The sequence below is a fragment of the Arthrobacter sp. EM1 genome, from assembly GCF_029964055.1.
Classification (GTDB): Bacteria; Actinomycetota; Actinomycetes; order Actinomycetales; family Micrococcaceae; genus Arthrobacter.
Genome location: NZ_CP124836.1, coordinates 1,061,391 through 1,077,704 on the forward strand (window position 1 = coordinate 1,061,391; position 16,314 = coordinate 1,077,704).

At 66.2% G+C, this 16,314-nt stretch carries 15 protein-coding genes; 9 read left to right on the plus strand and 6 right to left on the minus strand.

Annotation, left to right across the window (positions count from 1 at the left end):
• The first annotated feature begins 218 nt into the window (after positions 1-218).
• The 4 genes from QI450_RS04720 to QI450_RS04735 all read left to right on the plus strand — a co-directional run bounded on the left by QI450_RS04720 (position 219) and on the right by QI450_RS04735 (position 3,217).
• Positions 219-692 (plus strand): sigma factor-like helix-turn-helix DNA-binding protein, encoded by a 474-nt coding sequence (locus tag QI450_RS04720; protein ID WP_226775981.1) that lies wholly within the window; start codon positions 219-221, stop codon positions 690-692.
• Positions 689-1,696: a hypothetical protein gene (locus tag QI450_RS04725; RefSeq protein ID WP_282468109.1), complete on the plus strand. Its 1,008-nt coding sequence runs from the start codon at positions 689-691 to the stop codon at positions 1,694-1,696. Before QI450_RS04720 ends, QI450_RS04725 begins: the two co-directional genes overlap by 4 nt.
• A gap of 88 nt (positions 1,697-1,784) precedes the next feature.
• The gene (locus QI450_RS04730; protein ID WP_226775983.1) at positions 1,785-2,303 is read left to right on the plus strand and encodes an 8-oxo-dGTP diphosphatase; all 519 of its coding nucleotides are present in this window, start codon (positions 1,785-1,787) and stop codon (positions 2,301-2,303) included.
• Positions 2,304-2,344: 41 nt separating this feature from the next.
• On the plus strand, positions 2,345-3,217 hold the full coding sequence (locus QI450_RS04735) for a hypothetical protein (RefSeq protein ID WP_226775984.1): 873 nt from the start codon (positions 2,345-2,347) through the stop codon (positions 3,215-3,217).
• Between the two features lie 65 nt (positions 3,218-3,282).
• Here the strand turns inward: QI450_RS04735 and QI450_RS04740 are convergent, their stop codons facing one another.
• The 4 genes from QI450_RS04740 to QI450_RS04755 all read right to left on the minus strand — a co-directional run bounded on the left by QI450_RS04740 (position 3,283) and on the right by QI450_RS04755 (position 7,561).
• Entirely contained in the window at positions 3,283-4,422 is a 1,140-nt protein-coding gene (locus tag QI450_RS04740) for a bifunctional 2-methylcitrate synthase/citrate synthase (RefSeq protein WP_226775985.1), read from the minus strand.
• 62 nt (positions 4,423-4,484) lie between these two features.
• The gene (gene prpB / locus QI450_RS04745; RefSeq protein ID WP_226775986.1) at positions 4,485-5,387 is read right to left on the minus strand and encodes a methylisocitrate lyase; all 903 of its coding nucleotides are present in this window, start codon (positions 5,385-5,387) and stop codon (positions 4,485-4,487) included.
• A complete protein-coding gene (locus QI450_RS04750; RefSeq protein ID WP_226775987.1) occupies positions 5,387-6,907 on the minus strand; it encodes an MmgE/PrpD family protein in 1,521 nt (506 codons plus the stop codon). The genes prpB and QI450_RS04750 overlap by 1 nt, the downstream gene beginning before the upstream one ends.
• Before the next feature lie 12 nt (positions 6,908-6,919).
• Entirely contained in the window at positions 6,920-7,561 is a 642-nt protein-coding gene (locus QI450_RS04755; RefSeq protein WP_226775988.1) for a GntR family transcriptional regulator, read from the minus strand.
• A 174-nt stretch (positions 7,562-7,735) separates the two neighbouring features.
• Between QI450_RS04755 and QI450_RS04760 the strand changes: the two genes are divergently transcribed.
• Positions 7,736-9,640, plus strand: a complete 1,905-nt coding sequence (locus QI450_RS04760) for an AMP-binding protein (protein WP_226775989.1) — start codon at positions 7,736-7,738, stop codon at positions 9,638-9,640.
• Between the two features lie 29 nt (positions 9,641-9,669).
• Here the strand turns inward: QI450_RS04760 and QI450_RS04765 are convergent, their stop codons facing one another.
• Both QI450_RS04765 and QI450_RS04770 read right to left on the minus strand, forming a co-directional pair.
• On the minus strand, positions 9,670-10,389 hold the full coding sequence (locus tag QI450_RS04765; protein ID WP_226775990.1) for a response regulator: 720 nt from the start codon (positions 10,387-10,389) through the stop codon (positions 9,670-9,672).
• Entirely contained in the window at positions 10,386-12,074 is a 1,689-nt protein-coding gene (locus QI450_RS04770) for an ATP-binding protein (RefSeq protein WP_226775991.1), read from the minus strand. The genes QI450_RS04765 and QI450_RS04770 overlap by 4 nt, the downstream gene beginning before the upstream one ends.
• A gap of 138 nt (positions 12,075-12,212) precedes the next feature.
• Here QI450_RS04770 and QI450_RS04775 point away from each other — a divergent pair, with 138 nt between their 5' ends.
• The 4 genes from QI450_RS04775 to QI450_RS04790 all read left to right on the plus strand — a co-directional run bounded on the left by QI450_RS04775 (position 12,213) and on the right by QI450_RS04790 (position 16,290).
• Positions 12,213-13,568 carry a cation:dicarboxylase symporter family transporter gene (locus tag QI450_RS04775; RefSeq protein WP_226775992.1) on the plus strand — a complete coding sequence of 452 codons (1,356 nt, stop codon included), beginning with the start codon at positions 12,213-12,215 and terminating at the stop codon, positions 13,566-13,568.
• Positions 13,569-13,820: 252 nt separating this feature from the next.
• On the plus strand, positions 13,821-14,720 hold the full coding sequence (locus QI450_RS04780; protein WP_226775993.1) for an AAA family ATPase: 900 nt from the start codon (positions 13,821-13,823) through the stop codon (positions 14,718-14,720).
• Positions 14,721-14,728: 8 nt separating this feature from the next.
• Positions 14,729-15,577: a ScpA family protein gene (locus QI450_RS04785; RefSeq protein WP_226775994.1), complete on the plus strand. Its 849-nt coding sequence runs from the start codon at positions 14,729-14,731 to the stop codon at positions 15,575-15,577.
• Between the two features lie 104 nt (positions 15,578-15,681).
• Positions 15,682-16,290 (plus strand): SMC-Scp complex subunit ScpB, encoded by a 609-nt coding sequence (locus tag QI450_RS04790; protein WP_226776015.1) that lies wholly within the window; start codon positions 15,682-15,684, stop codon positions 16,288-16,290.
• Positions 16,291-16,314 lie beyond the last annotated feature (24 nt).

The window sequence follows — 16,314 nt, forward strand, 5'->3', positions numbered from 1 at the left end:
GCCCGCTGTGTAAGGTCCGGGGATGAGCCGGAAACAAGTGGGGTAGAGGGGATTCTCGAGTCGAGGCATAAAACGGGCCGGCAGATCCATGTTGCTGCTGCGGGCCGGCAGAATCCAACGTCCGGGATCCGGCCGGCAGCCGGCAGCAGAGGACTAATTGACGTGACTACCCGACGATTCTTGTAGATCGGGTCCCAGCCGTGAACGGAGAACAGGTCATGACCGCACAGCTCGCAGGACTGAGCGATGATCCGGCCGAAGACTTCCGCCGCATCGTAGCCGCGCTCACCCGACGCACTGGCGACCCTGACTACGCGGTGACGCTCACTGCTGACGTCTTTCGGACAGCCTGGGCCGAGGATCGAACTGGCACGACGGTGGGCTACTGTTCACTGCTTTCCCTTGCGTTGCGCGCCGCCGCAGCAGCAGTCCGGGACGCCGACGCAGCCGCTGCCCGCCAGCCCTCCGACGCCGGCGCGATCGCTTCGCTGAGAGTGCGGGACCGCGAAGTCCTGCGCATGGTCTACTGGGACGAACTCAGCATGGCGGAGTTGGCTGAATTCCTCGGTTGCTCGATGGCCCAGGCCGGTATCCGGCTCGACCGGGCCTACCGCAGGGCCGAAAGGCGGCTGCAACGGCGTGAGAACCGGCGAGCTCAGACATCCCGGAGACGGAACGGGGTGCCGCTGTGAACCGGATCGAACAGCGGCTCCACGATGCAGCACCGGCGGTTGGGGCGACGCAGCAGACTAACCCGGAGGCGGAGATCGCGCAACTGCTAACGGCAGCCCCGAACCACGAGCAACTGCTGCCGGGCCGGGCGGATGATGCGGGGAAGATCCGATTCCGGGCCGGGATAAATGCTTTGGACGACGCAAGCCGGCGGCCGGCATGGCTCGGATTCATCCTCGCGCTCCTGGTCGCGGGCACCTGGCTGCTAACCCCGGGCCGTGCCCCGGAAAATTCGGCTGCGCCGGTGGCTGGTGCGGCGGCGGCCAAGGCAGGCGCGCGGGAGGAAGCACCAGGCGGGTCCTCAGCGGCGCCCGCTTTGTGGTGGCACGCCAGGCTGACCCGGCCATGGTCGGCAGTGGACTTGGGCTTCGCCGCAACTGTGGAGCTGCCGTTCGGCTGGACAGCCGTCCCGCAAAACGCCTCTGCTGAATATCCGGGACTGCACGCTGACATCTTCGACCAGGACCTGCTCCCGGTGGCCATGCTCTACTTCGGACCGGCCCCCGCCACCGACGCCGGCTTCCAGCGCTGTGGACTGGCTTCCCGAAGCGGGGAGGATCTCGACCGACGCAGCATCGTCACCGGTGCGGAGACCCTGGACCCGGCACTCGCGGCAGCCTTCTCATTTACCGTCGCGGCCGGTCCGGAACCCCGGAGCACCTTTGGCCTGGTGCGGGCCACGGCGGGAGACACACCGTGTGTTCCGGACCCGCTCGCCGCCCCGGCTGGCGGACTCCTCCTTCGCTTCGGGGACGAGCTGCTGCTGCCCGGCGCCGCCGGCGGTCCCGGCCCCAGAAGCGGCTATGCCAGGATGTTCGCTGCCAGGGACGACGCCCGCCGGTACCTCAAATCGGTCGAATACGCCACGCTCCGCCGGATGGTTACGTCGCTGCGATTTACCCTGCCGGCTGACACCTCGGAAATCTGGACGTTGGGTTCGTCCCGGTCCGCGCGGCTCGGGTAGCCCGCCGGCCGGGACTGTTGACTGGCCCAGGGGACCCGGCAGCGGGTCCCGACGTCGTGGCAGGCTCGGCGCGGCTACCCTTGGACCTATGCCGTCGACTCCCGTCACCCTCTGCTTTCTGCTCCGCGAGCCGGAGGCAGGTTCAACCGAGGTGCTGCTGGGCCTGAAGCTCACCGGCTTTGGTGCCGGAAAGGTCGTGGGCATCGGCGGCCATGTGGAAGCAGGGGAGAGCGATGCCCAGGCCGTTGTCCGGGAAGTGCGGGAAGAAACCGGCCTGATGGTGCACCAGGAGGATCTGGCCGACGCCGGCAACGTCGAGTTCATCTTCCCCGCCCGGCCGGAATGGAACATGTACTGCCGCCTCTTCACCACCCGCCGTTGGGAAGGGGAGCCCGCCGAGAGCACCGAAATCGCGCCGGAATGGTTCGCCGTCGATGCGCTTCCGCTGCAGCGTATGTGGCAGGATGCGGAGCACTGGCTGCCGCCGGCGCTGGCAGGCGAAAGCATCGACGTCGTCGTGGTTCTCCATGCTGACAACGAAACAGTTGCGACGGTCGATAGACTGCCCGTGGGATCGCGGCCCCGGCGCCGGCCAACCGGGAACTAACCCGGGGAAAATCATCAGCTTGCACACACCGGAGGACGAACATGGAATCAATCAAGGACACCACGGGAAGTGCCTTCAGCGACGATGAAGTGATGCCGGGTTCCGGCGCGGAACCGGTCCCGCGCCGCCGGTGGCCCTGGGTGGTTGCGATCGCTGCCATAGCCGCGGCCGGAGTCGCCGCAGGTCTGGTGATAGCTGGCAACCTGGTCCCCGCGCCGCCTGCCGTAACGGCCGGAAGCGTAGCCGCACCCACGGCTTCCGCTCCGCCGAGTACGGAACCGGGCCCGGGCCCTTCCGCCAGTTCAGCGTCCCCGTCGAGCGCGCAGTCAACGGCCCCGGCAACGGGCGGGCCCGTCGCCGGGCCCGCGGACCGGCGCTACGTTAGCGCTGCGGCCGGAGCGTCTTTTGAGCTGCCCGACGGCTGGACAGCCGAGGAGTCCACGGTCGGGTCCGCCGACTATCCGGGAACCCGCATCATTGTTTTCAACGAGGACCGGATGCAAGTCGCGGCGCTTTACCACGGCGCCGGCAGCGGGGTTGGCGGGGCCTGCGGTCCTGGTCCCTACCCCATAACGGAGCTGGACACGGCGCCCGCCCTGGACAATAAGTGGGCAACCGCGGCCGGGGTGCGGTTTTCCTACCGGGTCCTCGATCTGCGGGCCGACGGCGGTGCCTTCGACTACCAACTTGGACTGGTCGACAGGGCGAGCGGCGAGTTGACCGACGGGTGCCTGATGTACTCGTTCGTCAACGGCGCACCCCGGGGCACACTCTCCTTTGCAAACCGGGCCGCCCAAAGTCCCCGGCACGATGACCCCATCTTCAACTCGATGGCCGAAGCCCGGGACTACCTGGCGACACCCGAATACCGCAAGCTCAAGGCCATGATCCTCAGCCTGGAGATGCAGGACTAGGAGCACAACAAGGAACGGCCGGTTACCCTTGGGGTGACCGGCCGCTCCGCATTGTTTTGCGGGATCTAGCTCAGGTGCCGTTCCTCCACGCCGTTGTATTCGCTCAACGGGCGGATCAGCGAGTTCGCGGCCAGCTGCTCCATAATGTGCGCCGTCCAACCGGTGATCCGGCTGGCAACGAACAGCGGAGTGAAAGTCGGGGTGTCGAAGCCCATCAGGTGGTACGTGGGTCCGGCCGGGTAGTCGAGGTTCGGCTTGATTGCCTTGGCCTCGTCCATCGCCGACTCCAAACCGTTGTACAGCCCCAGCAGCTCCGGCCGGCCATAGTGCGCGATCATCTTGTCCAGGGCGGCCTTCATGGTGGGCACCCGGGAGTCGCCGTGCTTGTACACGCGGTGGCCGAAGCCCATGACCTTCTTCTTCTGCGCCAGCGCATCCTCCATCCACGCCTTCGCGCGGGTGGCTGCCTCGTCCAGGGACTCTTCCGGGCGGATTCCGATCTCATCGAAGGTGTGCATTACGGCCTCGTTCGCCCCGCCGTGCAGCGGGCCCTTTAGCGCCCCGATCGCACCGGTCACAGCCGAATGCAGGTCCGAAAGCGTCGAGGTGATCACCCGGGCGGTGAACGTCGAGGCATTAAAGGAGTGCTCCGCGTACAGGATCATCGAGACGTTAAAAGCCTCAACAACTTCCTGGACGGGCTCCTCACCGAAGGCCATCCAGAGGAAGTTGGCTGAGTAGCCCAGGTCGTCGCGGGGCTCCACCAGCTCCTGGCCGTGGCGCCAGCGCTGGTCGTAGGAGACCACCGCCGGCATCGCAGCGAAGAGGTCCGCGGCCTTTGCCATGTTTGCCTCGCGGGAGGAGTCCTCGGCGAGGGGATGCCGGGCACCCATAACAGAGGCCGCCGTGCGGCAGACGTCCATCGGATGCGAGCTGGTCGGCAGCGCGTCAATGACCTGCTTGACGACCGGGTCCAGCGCCCGCCCGGCGCGTTCCCGGGCAGTGAACTCCGCCAGTTGCGCCGGCGACGGCAGCTCGCCGTTCCAGAGCAGGTAAGCGACTTCCTCGAAGCTGCACTTGGCGGCCAGCTCCTGCACGGGGTACCCGCGGTAGAGCAGTGAATTGCTGTCCGGGTTCACCTTGGAGACCGCGGTGTAATCCACCACGACGCCGGCGAGGCCCTTTTTGATCTCTTGTTCAGCCATGCTGAGACTCCTTTGTTCCTGTCGCCTGTTGAACCGGCCGTGGCCGGAAGTCCGATGCGAGCCTACTGACCCGGGATCTGGAAGTTGAAAACGCCGGTATCGAAGCTGTTGTAGGCCTCGTAGTCCACGAGATCATACAAACGCGCCCGGGTCAGCATGTTCCCGACCTGGGCCTCCTGGGTACCGTCAGCCTTAATCGACTCCAGCGTACGCTCCGCAGCGCCCATGGCACTACGGAGCAGCGTCACCGGGTAAATGATCATGTTGACCCCGACGGCGGCGAGCTGCTCCACGGTGAACAGCGCGCTCTGGCCGAACTCGGTCATGTTGGCCAAAATCGGCACGTCGACGGCGTCCCGGATCGCCTGGAATTCGCTGAGGTCTTTCATGGCTTCCGGGAAGATGGCGTCCGCCCCGGCCTCCACGAGCGCCTTGGCCCGGTCCTGGGTTGCCTTCAGGCCGTCCGTGGCACGGATATCGGTCCGGGCCATGATCAGGAAGTTTGGGTCGCGCCTGGCATCTGCCGCGGCCCGGATGCGTTTCGTGGCGGTGTCCAGGTCCACGACGTTTTTGCCGTCGAGGTGGCCGCAGCGCTTCGGGTTGAACTGGTCCTCGATGTGCAGGCCGGCCAGGCCCGCATTCTCAAGCTCCTGGACCGAGCGGGCGACGTTCATCGGCTCGCCGAAGCCCGTGTCGGCGTCGACGATGCTGGGCAGATCGGTCATCCGGGCGATCTGCCCGGCGCGGGTGGCCACCTCGGTGAGTGTGGTCAGCCCGATGTCCGGCAGGCCCAGGTCATTGGCCAGGACAGCGCCGGAAATGTAAACCCCGGCGAAGCCCTTCTCCTCGATCAGCCGGGCTGAGAGCGGGTTGAACGCGCCCGGGAACTGCTGGATCGTACCCGACGCCAGGAGCTCGCGGAAGCGGATCCGCTTCTGCTCCGGGGTGACCTTCGAGTACAGCATTAGAAGAGTCCCTTCGGTGCTGCGGCCAGGTCGATCACACCGTCGGCGGCCTTGATGTTCAGCTGGTCCAGCTCCCCGGCGGCGAGCTCCGGCAGGCGGGCGGCGGCGGCGAGGAAACGGTCGATTTCCGCATCGGCGACGAGGCCGGCAGCGAGGGTGCGGAACTTGTTGACGTACTGTTCCCGCGCGAACGGCCGGGCGCCCAGCGGGTGGGCGTCGGCGACGGCAATCTCGTCAGTGATGACAGTTCCGTCCTTGAGCGTGATCACCACGGTGCCGCCGAAAGCCTTCTCCGCAATGTCCAGGGAGTGGTAGCGGCGCGTCCATTCCGGATCCTCCACGGTGGTGACCTTGTGCCAGAGTTCCACGGTGTCCGGACGCGCGGCGCGATCGGGCGCGTAGGAATCGACGTGATGCCAGGAGCCGTCCTGCAGGGCGACCGTGAAGATGTACGGGATCGAGTGGTCCAGCGTTTCGCGGCTTGCCGTGGGGCTGTACTTCTGCGGGTCGTTTGCCCCGGAACCGATGACATAGTGCGTGTGGTGGCTGGTCTTGATCAGCACGGATTCCACGTTGGCCGGGTCGGTGACCTGCGGGTGGGTGCCGTGGAGTTTGCGTGCCAGGTCGATCCAGGCCTGGGCCTGGTACTCGGCCGAGTGTTCTTTAGTGTATGTGTCCATAATGGCGCGTTTGGCTTCGCCGGGCGTTGGCAGGGGCACAGTGTAGGAGGCGTCGGGGCCGTCCAGCAGCCAGGCGATTACACCGTCCTCGCCCTCGTAGATCGGCACCGGCGACGTCTGGCCGCGGATGGCACGGTCCGCGGACTCGACGGCCATCTTGCCCGCGAACGCCGGGGCGTGGGCTTTCCAGGTGGAGATCTCGCCCTTGCGGGACTGCCGGGTGGCGGTGGTGGTGTGCAGGGCCTGTCCGATGGACTGGAAAATCGTTTCGACCTCGAGCCCGAGCAGGGTCCCGATACCGGCGGCGGCAGAGGGGCCGAGGTGTGCGACGTGGTCGATCTTGTGCTTGTGCAGGCAGATGGCCTTGACCAGGTTGACCTGGATCTCGTAGCCGGTGGCGATGCCGCGGATCAGGTCGTGGCCGCTGGAGCCCACATGCTGGGCAACGGCGAGGATCGGCGGAATATTGTCGCCCGGGTGGGAGTACTCCGCGGCCAGGAACGTGTCGTGGTAATCGAGTTCACGGACGGCGACCCCGTTGGCCCAGGCCGCCCATTCAGGCGCCACCCGCTCTTCGATGCCAAAGACCTTCGAACCCTTGCCGCCGGTGGTGGGGCCGTGGGTCAGCGCCTGGGCGCGGGCGGCGACGATCGGTGCGCGGTTCAGCGAGGCAATCGCCACCGAGGCGTTGTCGATGACGCGGTTGATGACCATGTCGGTGACCTCGGCGGTGACGGCGACGGGATCCGCGGCCACCGTTGCAATCTTGAAGGCGAGCTGGTCCTCGCGGGGCAGGTTTTCTTCGCTCTTGTAGACGCGGACGTGGTGTTCCTTGACCATGGTGCTCCTTAGTTAGTGGGGTACGTGGGTGGCTTTGACGTGGGTAAGACTGCGGTGCAGGTGCAGCGTGGTGGCAGCCTCGGCCAGCCGGGGGTTGCCGGCGGCGATCGCCTCGGCGATGGCGGCATGCTCGGCGGCGGCGGCGGTGAGCCGCTCGGCGTCGTCGGCCGCCAGCCGGCGGACCCGGACCAGGTGGACGCGCAGGCTGCGCATTGCCTGGGCGAGGTAGGAGTTATGGATCGCGGCGTCGATGGCTGCGTCCAGCCGTCCGACCAAGGCGTAGTAGTCGTGCAGGGCGGGATTCTCGCCGCTGACCAGGGCCGGGGCCCGGCGCAGTTCGTTGCGCAGCTGTTCGAAGGTGGCGGCGTTGCCGCGTTCGGCCGCCAGCGCCGCGGCCTTGCCCTCGAGGGTCTCCCGCAGTTCAAAAAGTTCGTCGATGTCCTCCAGCGAGATGTCGGTGACAACAACGCCGCGGCCACCCGCCGTCGTGGTCAGACCCTCCGCGGTGAGCCGGCTCAAGGCCTCCCGCAGCGGGGTGCGGGAGATGCCGAGCCGCTCGGACTGTTCGACTTCCGCGAGTACCGTTCCCGGCGCCAGCCGCCACTCGATGATGTCCTCGCGCAGGGCCGCATAGGCCTTGTCGCTTGCGCGCATCCTGACTCCTTCGTTGCCTGACGCTCCCAGTGTATACAGGAAGACCAATTTTGCCCAGCTTTTGCCGGTCATCCGTTTCATTGTTTCCATCTGTGTATACATAAGCCTTGTGCGGGCAGCTCCGGCGGGACTACCATAAGCACCATCACATCGTCGTGGACGGGACACATTCTTATGGTTACCAAGAACTACCAGGACAGCTACCAGGCCAGCCTGGCAACACCGGAAGCATTCTGGCTGGAAGCCGCAGCGAAAGTCTCCTGGACTGTCCCGCCGCAGCGTGCCCTCGATTCCGGCCGGGCCCCGCTGTACGACTGGTTCCCCGACGGAGTGCTCAACACCTCCTATAACGCGTTGGACCGTCACGTGGCGGCGGGCCGGGGCGGGCAGGACGCCCTGATCTACGACTCCGCCATGCTCGGCACGCAGCAGCGCTTCAGCTACAGCGAGCTGACGGACCTCGTTGCCCGGTTCGCCGGCGTTTTGCGCCGCCAGGGCGTCGGCAGGGGAGACCGTGTGGTGATCTACATGCCGATGATCCCCGAGGCGGCCATCGCCATGCTCGCCACGGCCCGGCTCGGCGCCGTGCACTCAGTGGTCTTCGGCGGCTTTGCCCCCAAGGAACTCGCCGCCCGCATCCGCGATGCCGCCCCGGCCGCGGTGGTCACGGCCTCCGGCGGCATCGAACCCTCACGCCGGATCGAGTATCTCCCGGCGGTCGAGGAGGCCCTCGGCCTGGCCGGGTCGCCGGGCACTCCGGTCGTGGTCAAGGGCAGGGAAGGCTTCGCTTCCTCGGTGGCCGGCCACGCCGGCTGGCTGGACTGGGATACCGAGATGGCGACCGCCGCGCCCGCCGCGCCGGTGGACGTCAGGGCCACTGATCCGCTGTACATTCTCTACACCTCGGGCACCACCGGCGCGCCAAAGGGCGTGGTGCGGGACAACGGCGGCCATGCAGTGGCGCTGTGCTGGACCCTTGAGAACATCTACGACATCGGCCCCGGCGACGTGATGTGGACCGCCTCCGACGTCGGTTGGGTGGTGGGGCATTCCTACATCGTCTACGGCCCGCTGCTGGCCGGCGCCACAACGGTTCTCTACGAAGGCAAGCCAGTGGGCACACCCGACGCCGGCGCGTTCTGGCGGGTCATCCAGGACCACAGGGTCAACGTCCTGTTCACCGCGCCCACCGCGCTGCGGGCCATCCGGAAGGCCGATTCCGAGGCGAAGCTGCTGGCCGGGTACGACATTTCCAGTCTGCGCACCCTGTTTGCCGCCGGTGAACGGCTGGACACCGATACTTTCCACTGGGCCTCCCGGATCCTGGGCGTTCCCGTGGTGGACCACTGGTGGCAGACCGAGACCGGCTGGGCCATCTGCGCGAACCCGCGCGGACTCGACGGGCTGCCGATCAAGGCAGGCTCGCCCAGTGTGCCAATGCCGGGTTTCAAGCTGAATATCGTGGACGGCGCGGGTGCGGACGTCGAGGCGGGCACCGAGGGCAACATCGTGCTGTCGCTGCCGCTGCCGCCGGGCACGCTGACAACGCTGTGGGGCGACGATGAGCGCTACATCTCCTCGTACCTGCAGGCGTTCGAGGGCTACTACGCCACCGGGGACTCCGGTTACCGCGACGAGGACGGATACCTCTTCGTGATGGGCCGCACCGACGACATCATCAACGTCGCGGGCCACCGGCTCTCCACCGGCGCCATGGAACAGGTGATCGGCCAGCACCCGGCCGTCGCCGAGTGTGCCGTAATCGGGCTCGCGGACCCGTTGAAGGGCCAACGTCCCAGCGGTTACGTGGTGCTGAAGTCTGGGGTTGAGGTGTCCGCGGAGATCCTGGTCAAGGACCTCATCGCCTTGGTCCGGCGCGACATCGGCGCCGTCGCGGACTTCAAGCACGTCACCGTCGTCGATGCGCTGCCCAAGACGCGCTCCGGAAAGATCCTGCGCAAGACCATGCGTCAAATCGCCGACGGCGAAGACTACGTGGTGCCCTCGACGATCGAGGACGCCGGCGTGATCGACCAGCTGATCGGGACCCTGCGCCCGGGCCGGTCAATCTCGCCTTAGCAGGCGGCGCCGCGGTACGGGCGGGTCCGCTAGCCCCCCGGCCGGGCCCAGCGGTATTCGTTCTCCGGCCGGCCCGGTGCGCCATAGCGTGCAGTTCGGGAGACCGTACCGGCGTCGGCGAGGTATTCCAGGTAGCGCCGCGCGGTCACCCGGGACATACCCAGCGCGTCCATTACCTCGCTGGCAGACACCGCACCGGACTGCTGCTGCATAAAATCCTGCACCGCATCCAGGGTGGACACGGCCAAACCCTTGGGCAAGGGCAGGTCGGAGGGGGCACGCAAGCTCGCGAAAGCCTGGTCCACGTCGCTCTGCGACGGGCCCGGGCCGGTCTGTCCCTCGGCGGGGGAGGCCAGCTGCTGCCGGAAGTGGCGGTAGCTGGTGAGCTTGTCCGCGAAGGTGGCAAAGGTGAACGGTTTGATCAGGTACTGGACCACACCTGTGGCGACGGCACTGCGGACAATGCTCAGTTCCCGCACCGCGGTGATGGCGATGATGTCCGCGAACAGCCCGGCGGCACGCATGCGCCGCGCGATGTCGAGGCCATGCAGGTCCGGCAGGTTCATGTCCAGCAACACCAGCTCCACCGGGGTGCCCGCAGCCGCGAAGTCCGTCATAAGCCGGAGCGCGGACTGTCCGTCCGGGGCCGAGCCGGCCAGTGTGAAGCCCTCCAGCCGGCCGATATATGCGCCGTGGGCGGCTGCCGCGACGGGCTCGTCTTCGACGACGAGTACACGGATTTCGCTCATGGCTTTCCTTCGGTGGTCAGTGGTTCCGGCGTCGCTGCCGCTGGTGCGGCTGGCAGCGTGACGCGGAACATCGCCCCGGCGGGGCTGGTGATCGTCATGGTACCGCCGAGCCGCAGCACCGCCTGGCGGACCAGGGCCAGGCCAAGGCCGCGCCCGAACGGACCGGGTGTTTTGGTGCTGAAGCCGTGCCGGAAAATGTCTTCCACAGCCTGCGGATCGATTCCGGGCCCACTGTCCTCCACAGTGATTTCAAGGGACCCTGTTGATGCTGCCACAGTGAGCTCCACGAGTTTCGGGGCCGGCGCCTCGGCAGCCGCATCGATGGCGTTGTCCAGCAGATTCCCCAGGATCGCCACGAGGTCCTGCACGGCCAGGCCGGTCGCAGCGGATGATCCCGTCCCCGTCACTGCTGTGGTGAGGGCCAATTCGACGCCCCGCTCATGGGCCTCGGCGGCCTTGCCCATAATGAGGGCGCCGAGCACGGGCTCATCGATCGAGCTCACCACGTCATCGGTCAGCCGCTGGCTCAGTTCGAGGTCCTGGGTAGCGAATTCCAGGGCTTCGGTGCCGCGCCCCAGCTCCATCAGGGAAACAATCGTATGCAGCCGGTTGGCGTGCTCGTGGGTCTGGGCCCGCAGGGCATCCGAGAGTGTGCGCATGGTTTCCAGCTCGCTGCCGAGGGATTCGATTTCGGTGCGGTCGCGGATGGTGGCCACGGTGCCATAGACGGGCGGGCCGGTGCGTCCCCGGGCAGAAACTGGACCGATGGCCGGCCCCTGGTTCACCACAAGAACCCGCGAGCCGGTCAGGTGGATCTCGTCCAGCGCGGTCCGGCCCGATTCGAACAGCTCCCCGAGGCTCGGGGCCAGCGGGAGCTCAGCGAGCGACGGCGCCTCCTGCCGCCCGCCGTCGGCAGACGTGCCTTTGTCGTCGGACGCCCGGCGGGTGAGGCCAAGCAGTTCCGCGGCCTGGTCGTTGTACATCACGACCTTGCCGTGGGGATCGATCAGGATGACGCCTTCCCGGACCGAGTGGAGGACCGATTCGTAGTACGCGAAGAGCTGGGCGAGCTGCTCCGGTCCCCAGCCGCGGGTGACCTGCCTCAGATACCGCCCCAGCAGCCAGGACGCCACCGATCCGCCAGCGAGGAGGGCCAATCCGATCGCCAGCAGCGCCGGAAGCCTGCCGGAGACGGCGATGTCCACGGTCCGGACGGTCACACCGGCCGCAACCAGCGCCCGGACGGTCCCGTCCCCGTCCTTGACCGGGACGATGGTGCGTACTGACGGTCCCAGGGTTCCGGCAGTGATTTCGGTGAAGATCCGGCCCTCGAGGGCCGGATCGATGGAGCCGATGTAGGGCTTCCCGAGTTCTTCCGCCCGGGGGTGGGTCCACCGGGTGCGGTCCGGTGCCATGATCGTGATGAAATCCGCCTGGGCATCCTCCATGACCTGCAGGGCATACGGCTGCAACAGGGCGGTGGGATTCGCGTCCCCTGCCGCCGCCAGCACCAGGGGGTTGTCAGCCACAGCGGTCGCGACGCCGGCCATCCGCCGGCCCGCCTCGTAATAGGCGTGGTCGCGTGCGTCAACGAAGGTGGCAGTGCCGACGATGGCCGTCAGGGCCAGCATAAAGAGCAAGTGGGCCACAAACAGCCGTCTGGCGATGCTCCAGCGGTGGATCATCAACACCTTCCATGACCAATATGAACGCAACGGTGATGCGCGTCACTGCATCCCCAATGATGGTGGAACACGCAGAACGGACGCGGTGGGCCCACAGCCTGCGCCACACCAACGTCCAGCCTATCCAAGGAGAACACCATGACCTCTCAACGAGGAGAGTCGGCGGCGTTGACCGCGACGCCGGTCAAGAAGCGCAAGAGGCTCGACAAGTCCCATTATCTTTACATGGCGGTAATTGTGGCCGTCGTCCTCGGCGCCCTCATCGGGCTGTTGTTCCCCGAGGTCGGCAAGTCCCTGAAGCCGTTGGGGGACGGGTTCATCAAACTCATCAAGATGATGATTGCGCCGATCATCTTCTGCACGATCGTGCTGGGCATTGGCTCCATCGCCAAGGCCGCCACCGTCGGCAAAGTCGGCGGACTGGCCCTGGGCTACTTTATGGTGATGTCCACCTTTGCGCTCGCCATCGGCCTTGTCGTCGGCAACCTGATCCATCCCGGAGAGGGCCTCAAGCTCGCGCCCTACGATCCCAACAAAAAGGCCGCTACGGACAGCACTGTCGACTTCCTGCTCGGCATCATCCCGTCCGACATTCCCGTGCTGCCGACTCTCTTCGCGGCGATCCTGGTTGGCTTCGCCCTCCAGCGGATGGGTCCGCAGGGCGTCCCGATCCTCAAGGCCATCAGCCACGGCCAGGTCCTGGTCTTCCGCATCCTCATCATGATCATGTGGGTGGCGCCGGTGGGTGCCTTCGGTGCGATTGCCGCCGTTGTCGGTGCCACCGGAGTCCAGGCCATCGTCGGTATGGCTACGTTGATGATCGCCTTCTACCTCACCTGTGCCCTGTTCATTGTCGTCGTCCTGGGCGGACTGCTGCAGGTGATCGCCGGCGTCAACATCTTCCGGCTGATGAGGTACCTGGGCCGCGAGTACCTGCTGATCTTCTCCACCTCGTCCTCCGAAGCCGCACTGCCCCGCCTGATCGCCAAAATGGAACACCTCGGGGTGTCCAAGCCTGTCGTTGGCGTCACCGTCCCGACCGGCTACTCCTTCAACCTGGACGGCACGGCCATCTACCTGACGATGGCATCGCTGTTCGTCGCCAACGCCATGGGCACACCACTGGACCTCGGCGCCCAGATTTCCTTGCTGGTCTTTATGATCATCGCCTCCAAGGGCGCTGCCGGCGTCACCGGTGCCGGCCTGGCCACCCTGGCTGCAGGCCTCCAGGCGCATGCGCCGCAACTGCTGGGCGGCGTCGGCATGATCGTGGGCATTGACCGCTTTATGTCCGAGGCCCGCGCCCTGACCAACTTCACCGGCAACGCCGTCGCCACGGTGCTGATCGGCACCTGGGTGAAGGAGATCGACGGCGGACAGCTTGAGCGGGTCCTTTCCGGAACCGAGCCTTTCGACGAGCAGACCATGCTGGCCGGACACGGCGCCCCGCAGGAAGCCGCTGCGTCGGCCCAGCCTGTTCCGGCCAACGCCTGAGCCGTTCCGCAACCCGCCAGTGAGCTGCTGGAACCGCCCGGACGCCGCAAGGTGTCCGGGCGGTTTTTTGCGTCGCGCCGGTAACCTTCGACTTCTACCAGAGGGTTGAGGCTCAAAAGACGGCGGCTGTCAAGGTCCACGGAATACCGTGTCGGTGGCTGTAACCTTGGGTGGAACAGGACCGGCGCTGGAAGTCCAGCGGCAGCATTGTCAAGCACAACAATCACCGTCATCGAAAGTGTGGATAGATACGTGAGCAGCGAACAGGGTTCAGCAACTCTGGAAGGCACCGAACTCGATCTGGAAGACGCCGTTATGGGCCCCACCGGGCGCCCTCAACGCGACTTTCCGGAGCCCGCACCGCTGTCTTCCCACGGTCCTGCACGGGTCATCGCCATGGTGAACCAGAAGGGCGGAGTGGGTAAAACCACCTCCACCATCAACCTTGCTGCGGCGCTCGCGGAGTTCGGCCGCCGGGTGCTGGTGGTGGATTTCGACCCCCAGGGTGCCCTGTCCGCCGGTCTCGGCATCAACCCGCATGAACTGGACCTCACGGTCTACAACGTTTTGATGGACCGCAAGGTGGACATCCGCGACGCTATCCACAAGACCGGCGTCGACAACCTGGACCTGCTCCCGGCCAACATCGACCTCTCCGCCGCGGAAGTGCAGCTCGTTAATGAAGTGGCCCGGGAGCAGGTGCTGGACCGGGCCCTGAAGAAGGTCGAGGACGACTACGACATCGTGCTGATCGACTGCCAGCCGTCACTGGGCCTGCTTACCGTTAACGCGCTGACGGCCGCCCACGGGGTCATCATCCCGCTGATCTGCGAGTTCTTTGCCCTGCGTGCCGTCGCCCTGCTGGTGGAGACCATCGACAAGGTCCAGGACCGGTTGAATCCCAGGCTCCAGGTCGACGGGGTCCTTGCCACCATGTATGACGCCCGCACCCTGCACAGCCGGGAGGTGATCTCCCGCCTGGTGGAGGCTTTTGGCGACAAGGTCTTCGAGACGGTTATCAAGCGGTCCATCAAATTCGCGGACGCTACCGTCGCCGCCGAGCCCATCACCAGCTACGCCGGAAACCACATCGGCGCAGACGCTTACCGCAACCTGGCCAAGGAACTCATCTCGCGCGGCGGCGCACCCTAGCCAGGACCGTGGCGGAAACAGGCGTTCCGGCGGCGGAGCCCGCGCCGGCCGGGAAGAAGCCGGGGTTCGAGGTCCGGCTGGCCAACTTCACCGGCCCCTTCGATCTGCTCCTGGGGCTGATTTCCAAACATCAGCTGGACATTACCGAGGTGGCGCTTTCCACCGTCACCGATGAGTTCATCAAGTACATCAAGCGGCTGCAGAACCTGGGCGAAGAGTGGGCACTTGACGAAGCCAGTGAATTCCTCGTCATCGCCGCCACGCTGCTCGACCTGAAGGCGGCGAGGCTATTACCGGCCGGCGAAGTTGAGGACGAGGAAGACATTGCATTGCTGGAAGCCCGCGATCTGCTGTTCGCCCGGCTCCTGCAGTACAAGGCGTTCAAGCAGGTGGCCGGAATGATGGGCGCCACCCTGGCACTCGAGGCCGGGCGCTATCCGCGGCAGGTCGCGCTGGAGGGGCATTTCGCCGCCCTGCTCCCGGAGCTCCTCTGGCGGCACACCCCGCAGCAGTTTGCCGGCCTTGCGGAGGCCGCGTTCAAGCCGAGAGAAGCCGCACCTTCCGTCGTGGGCCTCGCCCACCTCCACGGCACAGCCGTCAGCGTCAAGGAGCAGGCCGAACTCCTGGGCCGGCGGTTGCAACACGGCACCCCGCTTACCTTCCGGGCCTTGATCGCCGACGCCGAATCAACGCTTGTGGTGGTGGCCCGGTTCCTGGCGTTGCTGGAGCTGTTCCGGGACAAAGCGGTGGCTTTTGAACAGCTGCTCCCGCTGGGGGACCTGACGGTCCGCTGGAGCGCCGACGGCGGGGCCTGGAGCAGCACCAACCTGAGTGACGAATATGAGGAGCAGCCGTGAACCAGACCCGACCGGGACAAGCAGCCGGACAGGCATCCGCCGGGGCAGGCGAAACACCGGCAGAAAAGGACACCGCAGACGAGGCAGGTGCCGACCTCGGCAGCATGCCCGGCGGTGCCCGCGCGGCACTCGAAGCGATCCTGATGGTCATCGACCAGCCTGCGACGGCGGCCGAGCTTGCCGCGGGACTGCACGTGAGCGTCGAGGTCGTCGAGGAACTGCTGGCGGAGCTGCAGCGGGACTACAACGGTTATACTGTTAATGCCCCGGCTGTGGACGACGCCAGTTTCATCGGTTTCACTTCCACCCCCCGGGGTTTTGAATTGCGGAATGTCGCCGGAGGCTGGCGGATCTATTCCCGCGCAGAGTTCGCCGACATTGTGGGCGGGTTTGTGCTGGAAGGACAGACAGCCAGGCTGACGCAGGCGGCGCTCGAAACGCTCGCCGTCATTGCTTACCGCCAGCCTGTTTCCCGGGCGCGGGTCTCTGCAATTCGAGGAGTTAACGTTGACTCTGTTGTGCGGACGCTGACACAGCGGGGGCTGATCGGGGACTCGGGAACCGATCCCGAATCCGGGGCCATCCTCTACCGTACGACGTCGTATTTCCTGGAGCGGATGGGAATCGGCTCGGTGGCGGAACTGCCGCAACTTTCCCCGCATCTTCCGGGGCTGGAAGGCATCGACGAGTTTTACGACGCAGCAAGAATGTAAGCAGGAGCAACTTCCTGCGCACGA

Coding starts and splice junctions, on each gene's coding strand:
- QI450_RS04720 (WP_226775981.1), top strand. CDS start 219: ATGACCGCACAGCTCGCAGGACTGAGCGATGATCCGGCCGAAGACTTC.
- QI450_RS04730 (WP_226775983.1), top strand. CDS start 1,785: ATGCCGTCGACTCCCGTCACCCTCTGCTTTCTGCTCCGCGAGCCGGAG.
- QI450_RS04735 (WP_226775984.1), top strand. CDS start 2,345: ATGGAATCAATCAAGGACACCACGGGAAGTGCCTTCAGCGACGATGAA.
- QI450_RS04740 (WP_226775985.1), bottom strand. CDS start 4,422: ATGGCTGAACAAGAGATCAAAAAGGGCCTCGCCGGCGTCGTGGTGGAT.
- prpB (WP_226775986.1), bottom strand. CDS start 5,387: ATGCTGTACTCGAAGGTCACCCCGGAGCAGAAGCGGATCCGCTTCCGC.
- QI450_RS04750 (WP_226775987.1), bottom strand. CDS start 6,907: ATGGTCAAGGAACACCACGTCCGCGTCTACAAGAGCGAAGAAAACCTG.
- QI450_RS04755 (WP_226775988.1), bottom strand. CDS start 7,561: ATGCGCGCAAGCGACAAGGCCTATGCGGCCCTGCGCGAGGACATCATC.
- QI450_RS04760 (WP_226775989.1), top strand. CDS start 7,736: ATGGTTACCAAGAACTACCAGGACAGCTACCAGGCCAGCCTGGCAACA.
- QI450_RS04765 (WP_226775990.1), bottom strand. CDS start 10,389: ATGAGCGAAATCCGTGTACTCGTCGTCGAAGACGAGCCCGTCGCGGCA.
- QI450_RS04770 (WP_226775991.1), bottom strand. CDS start 12,074: ATGATCCACCGCTGGAGCATCGCCAGACGGCTGTTTGTGGCCCACTTG.
- QI450_RS04775 (WP_226775992.1), top strand. CDS start 12,213: ATGACCTCTCAACGAGGAGAGTCGGCGGCGTTGACCGCGACGCCGGTC.
- QI450_RS04790 (WP_226776015.1), top strand. CDS start 15,682: ATGCCCGGCGGTGCCCGCGCGGCACTCGAAGCGATCCTGATGGTCATC.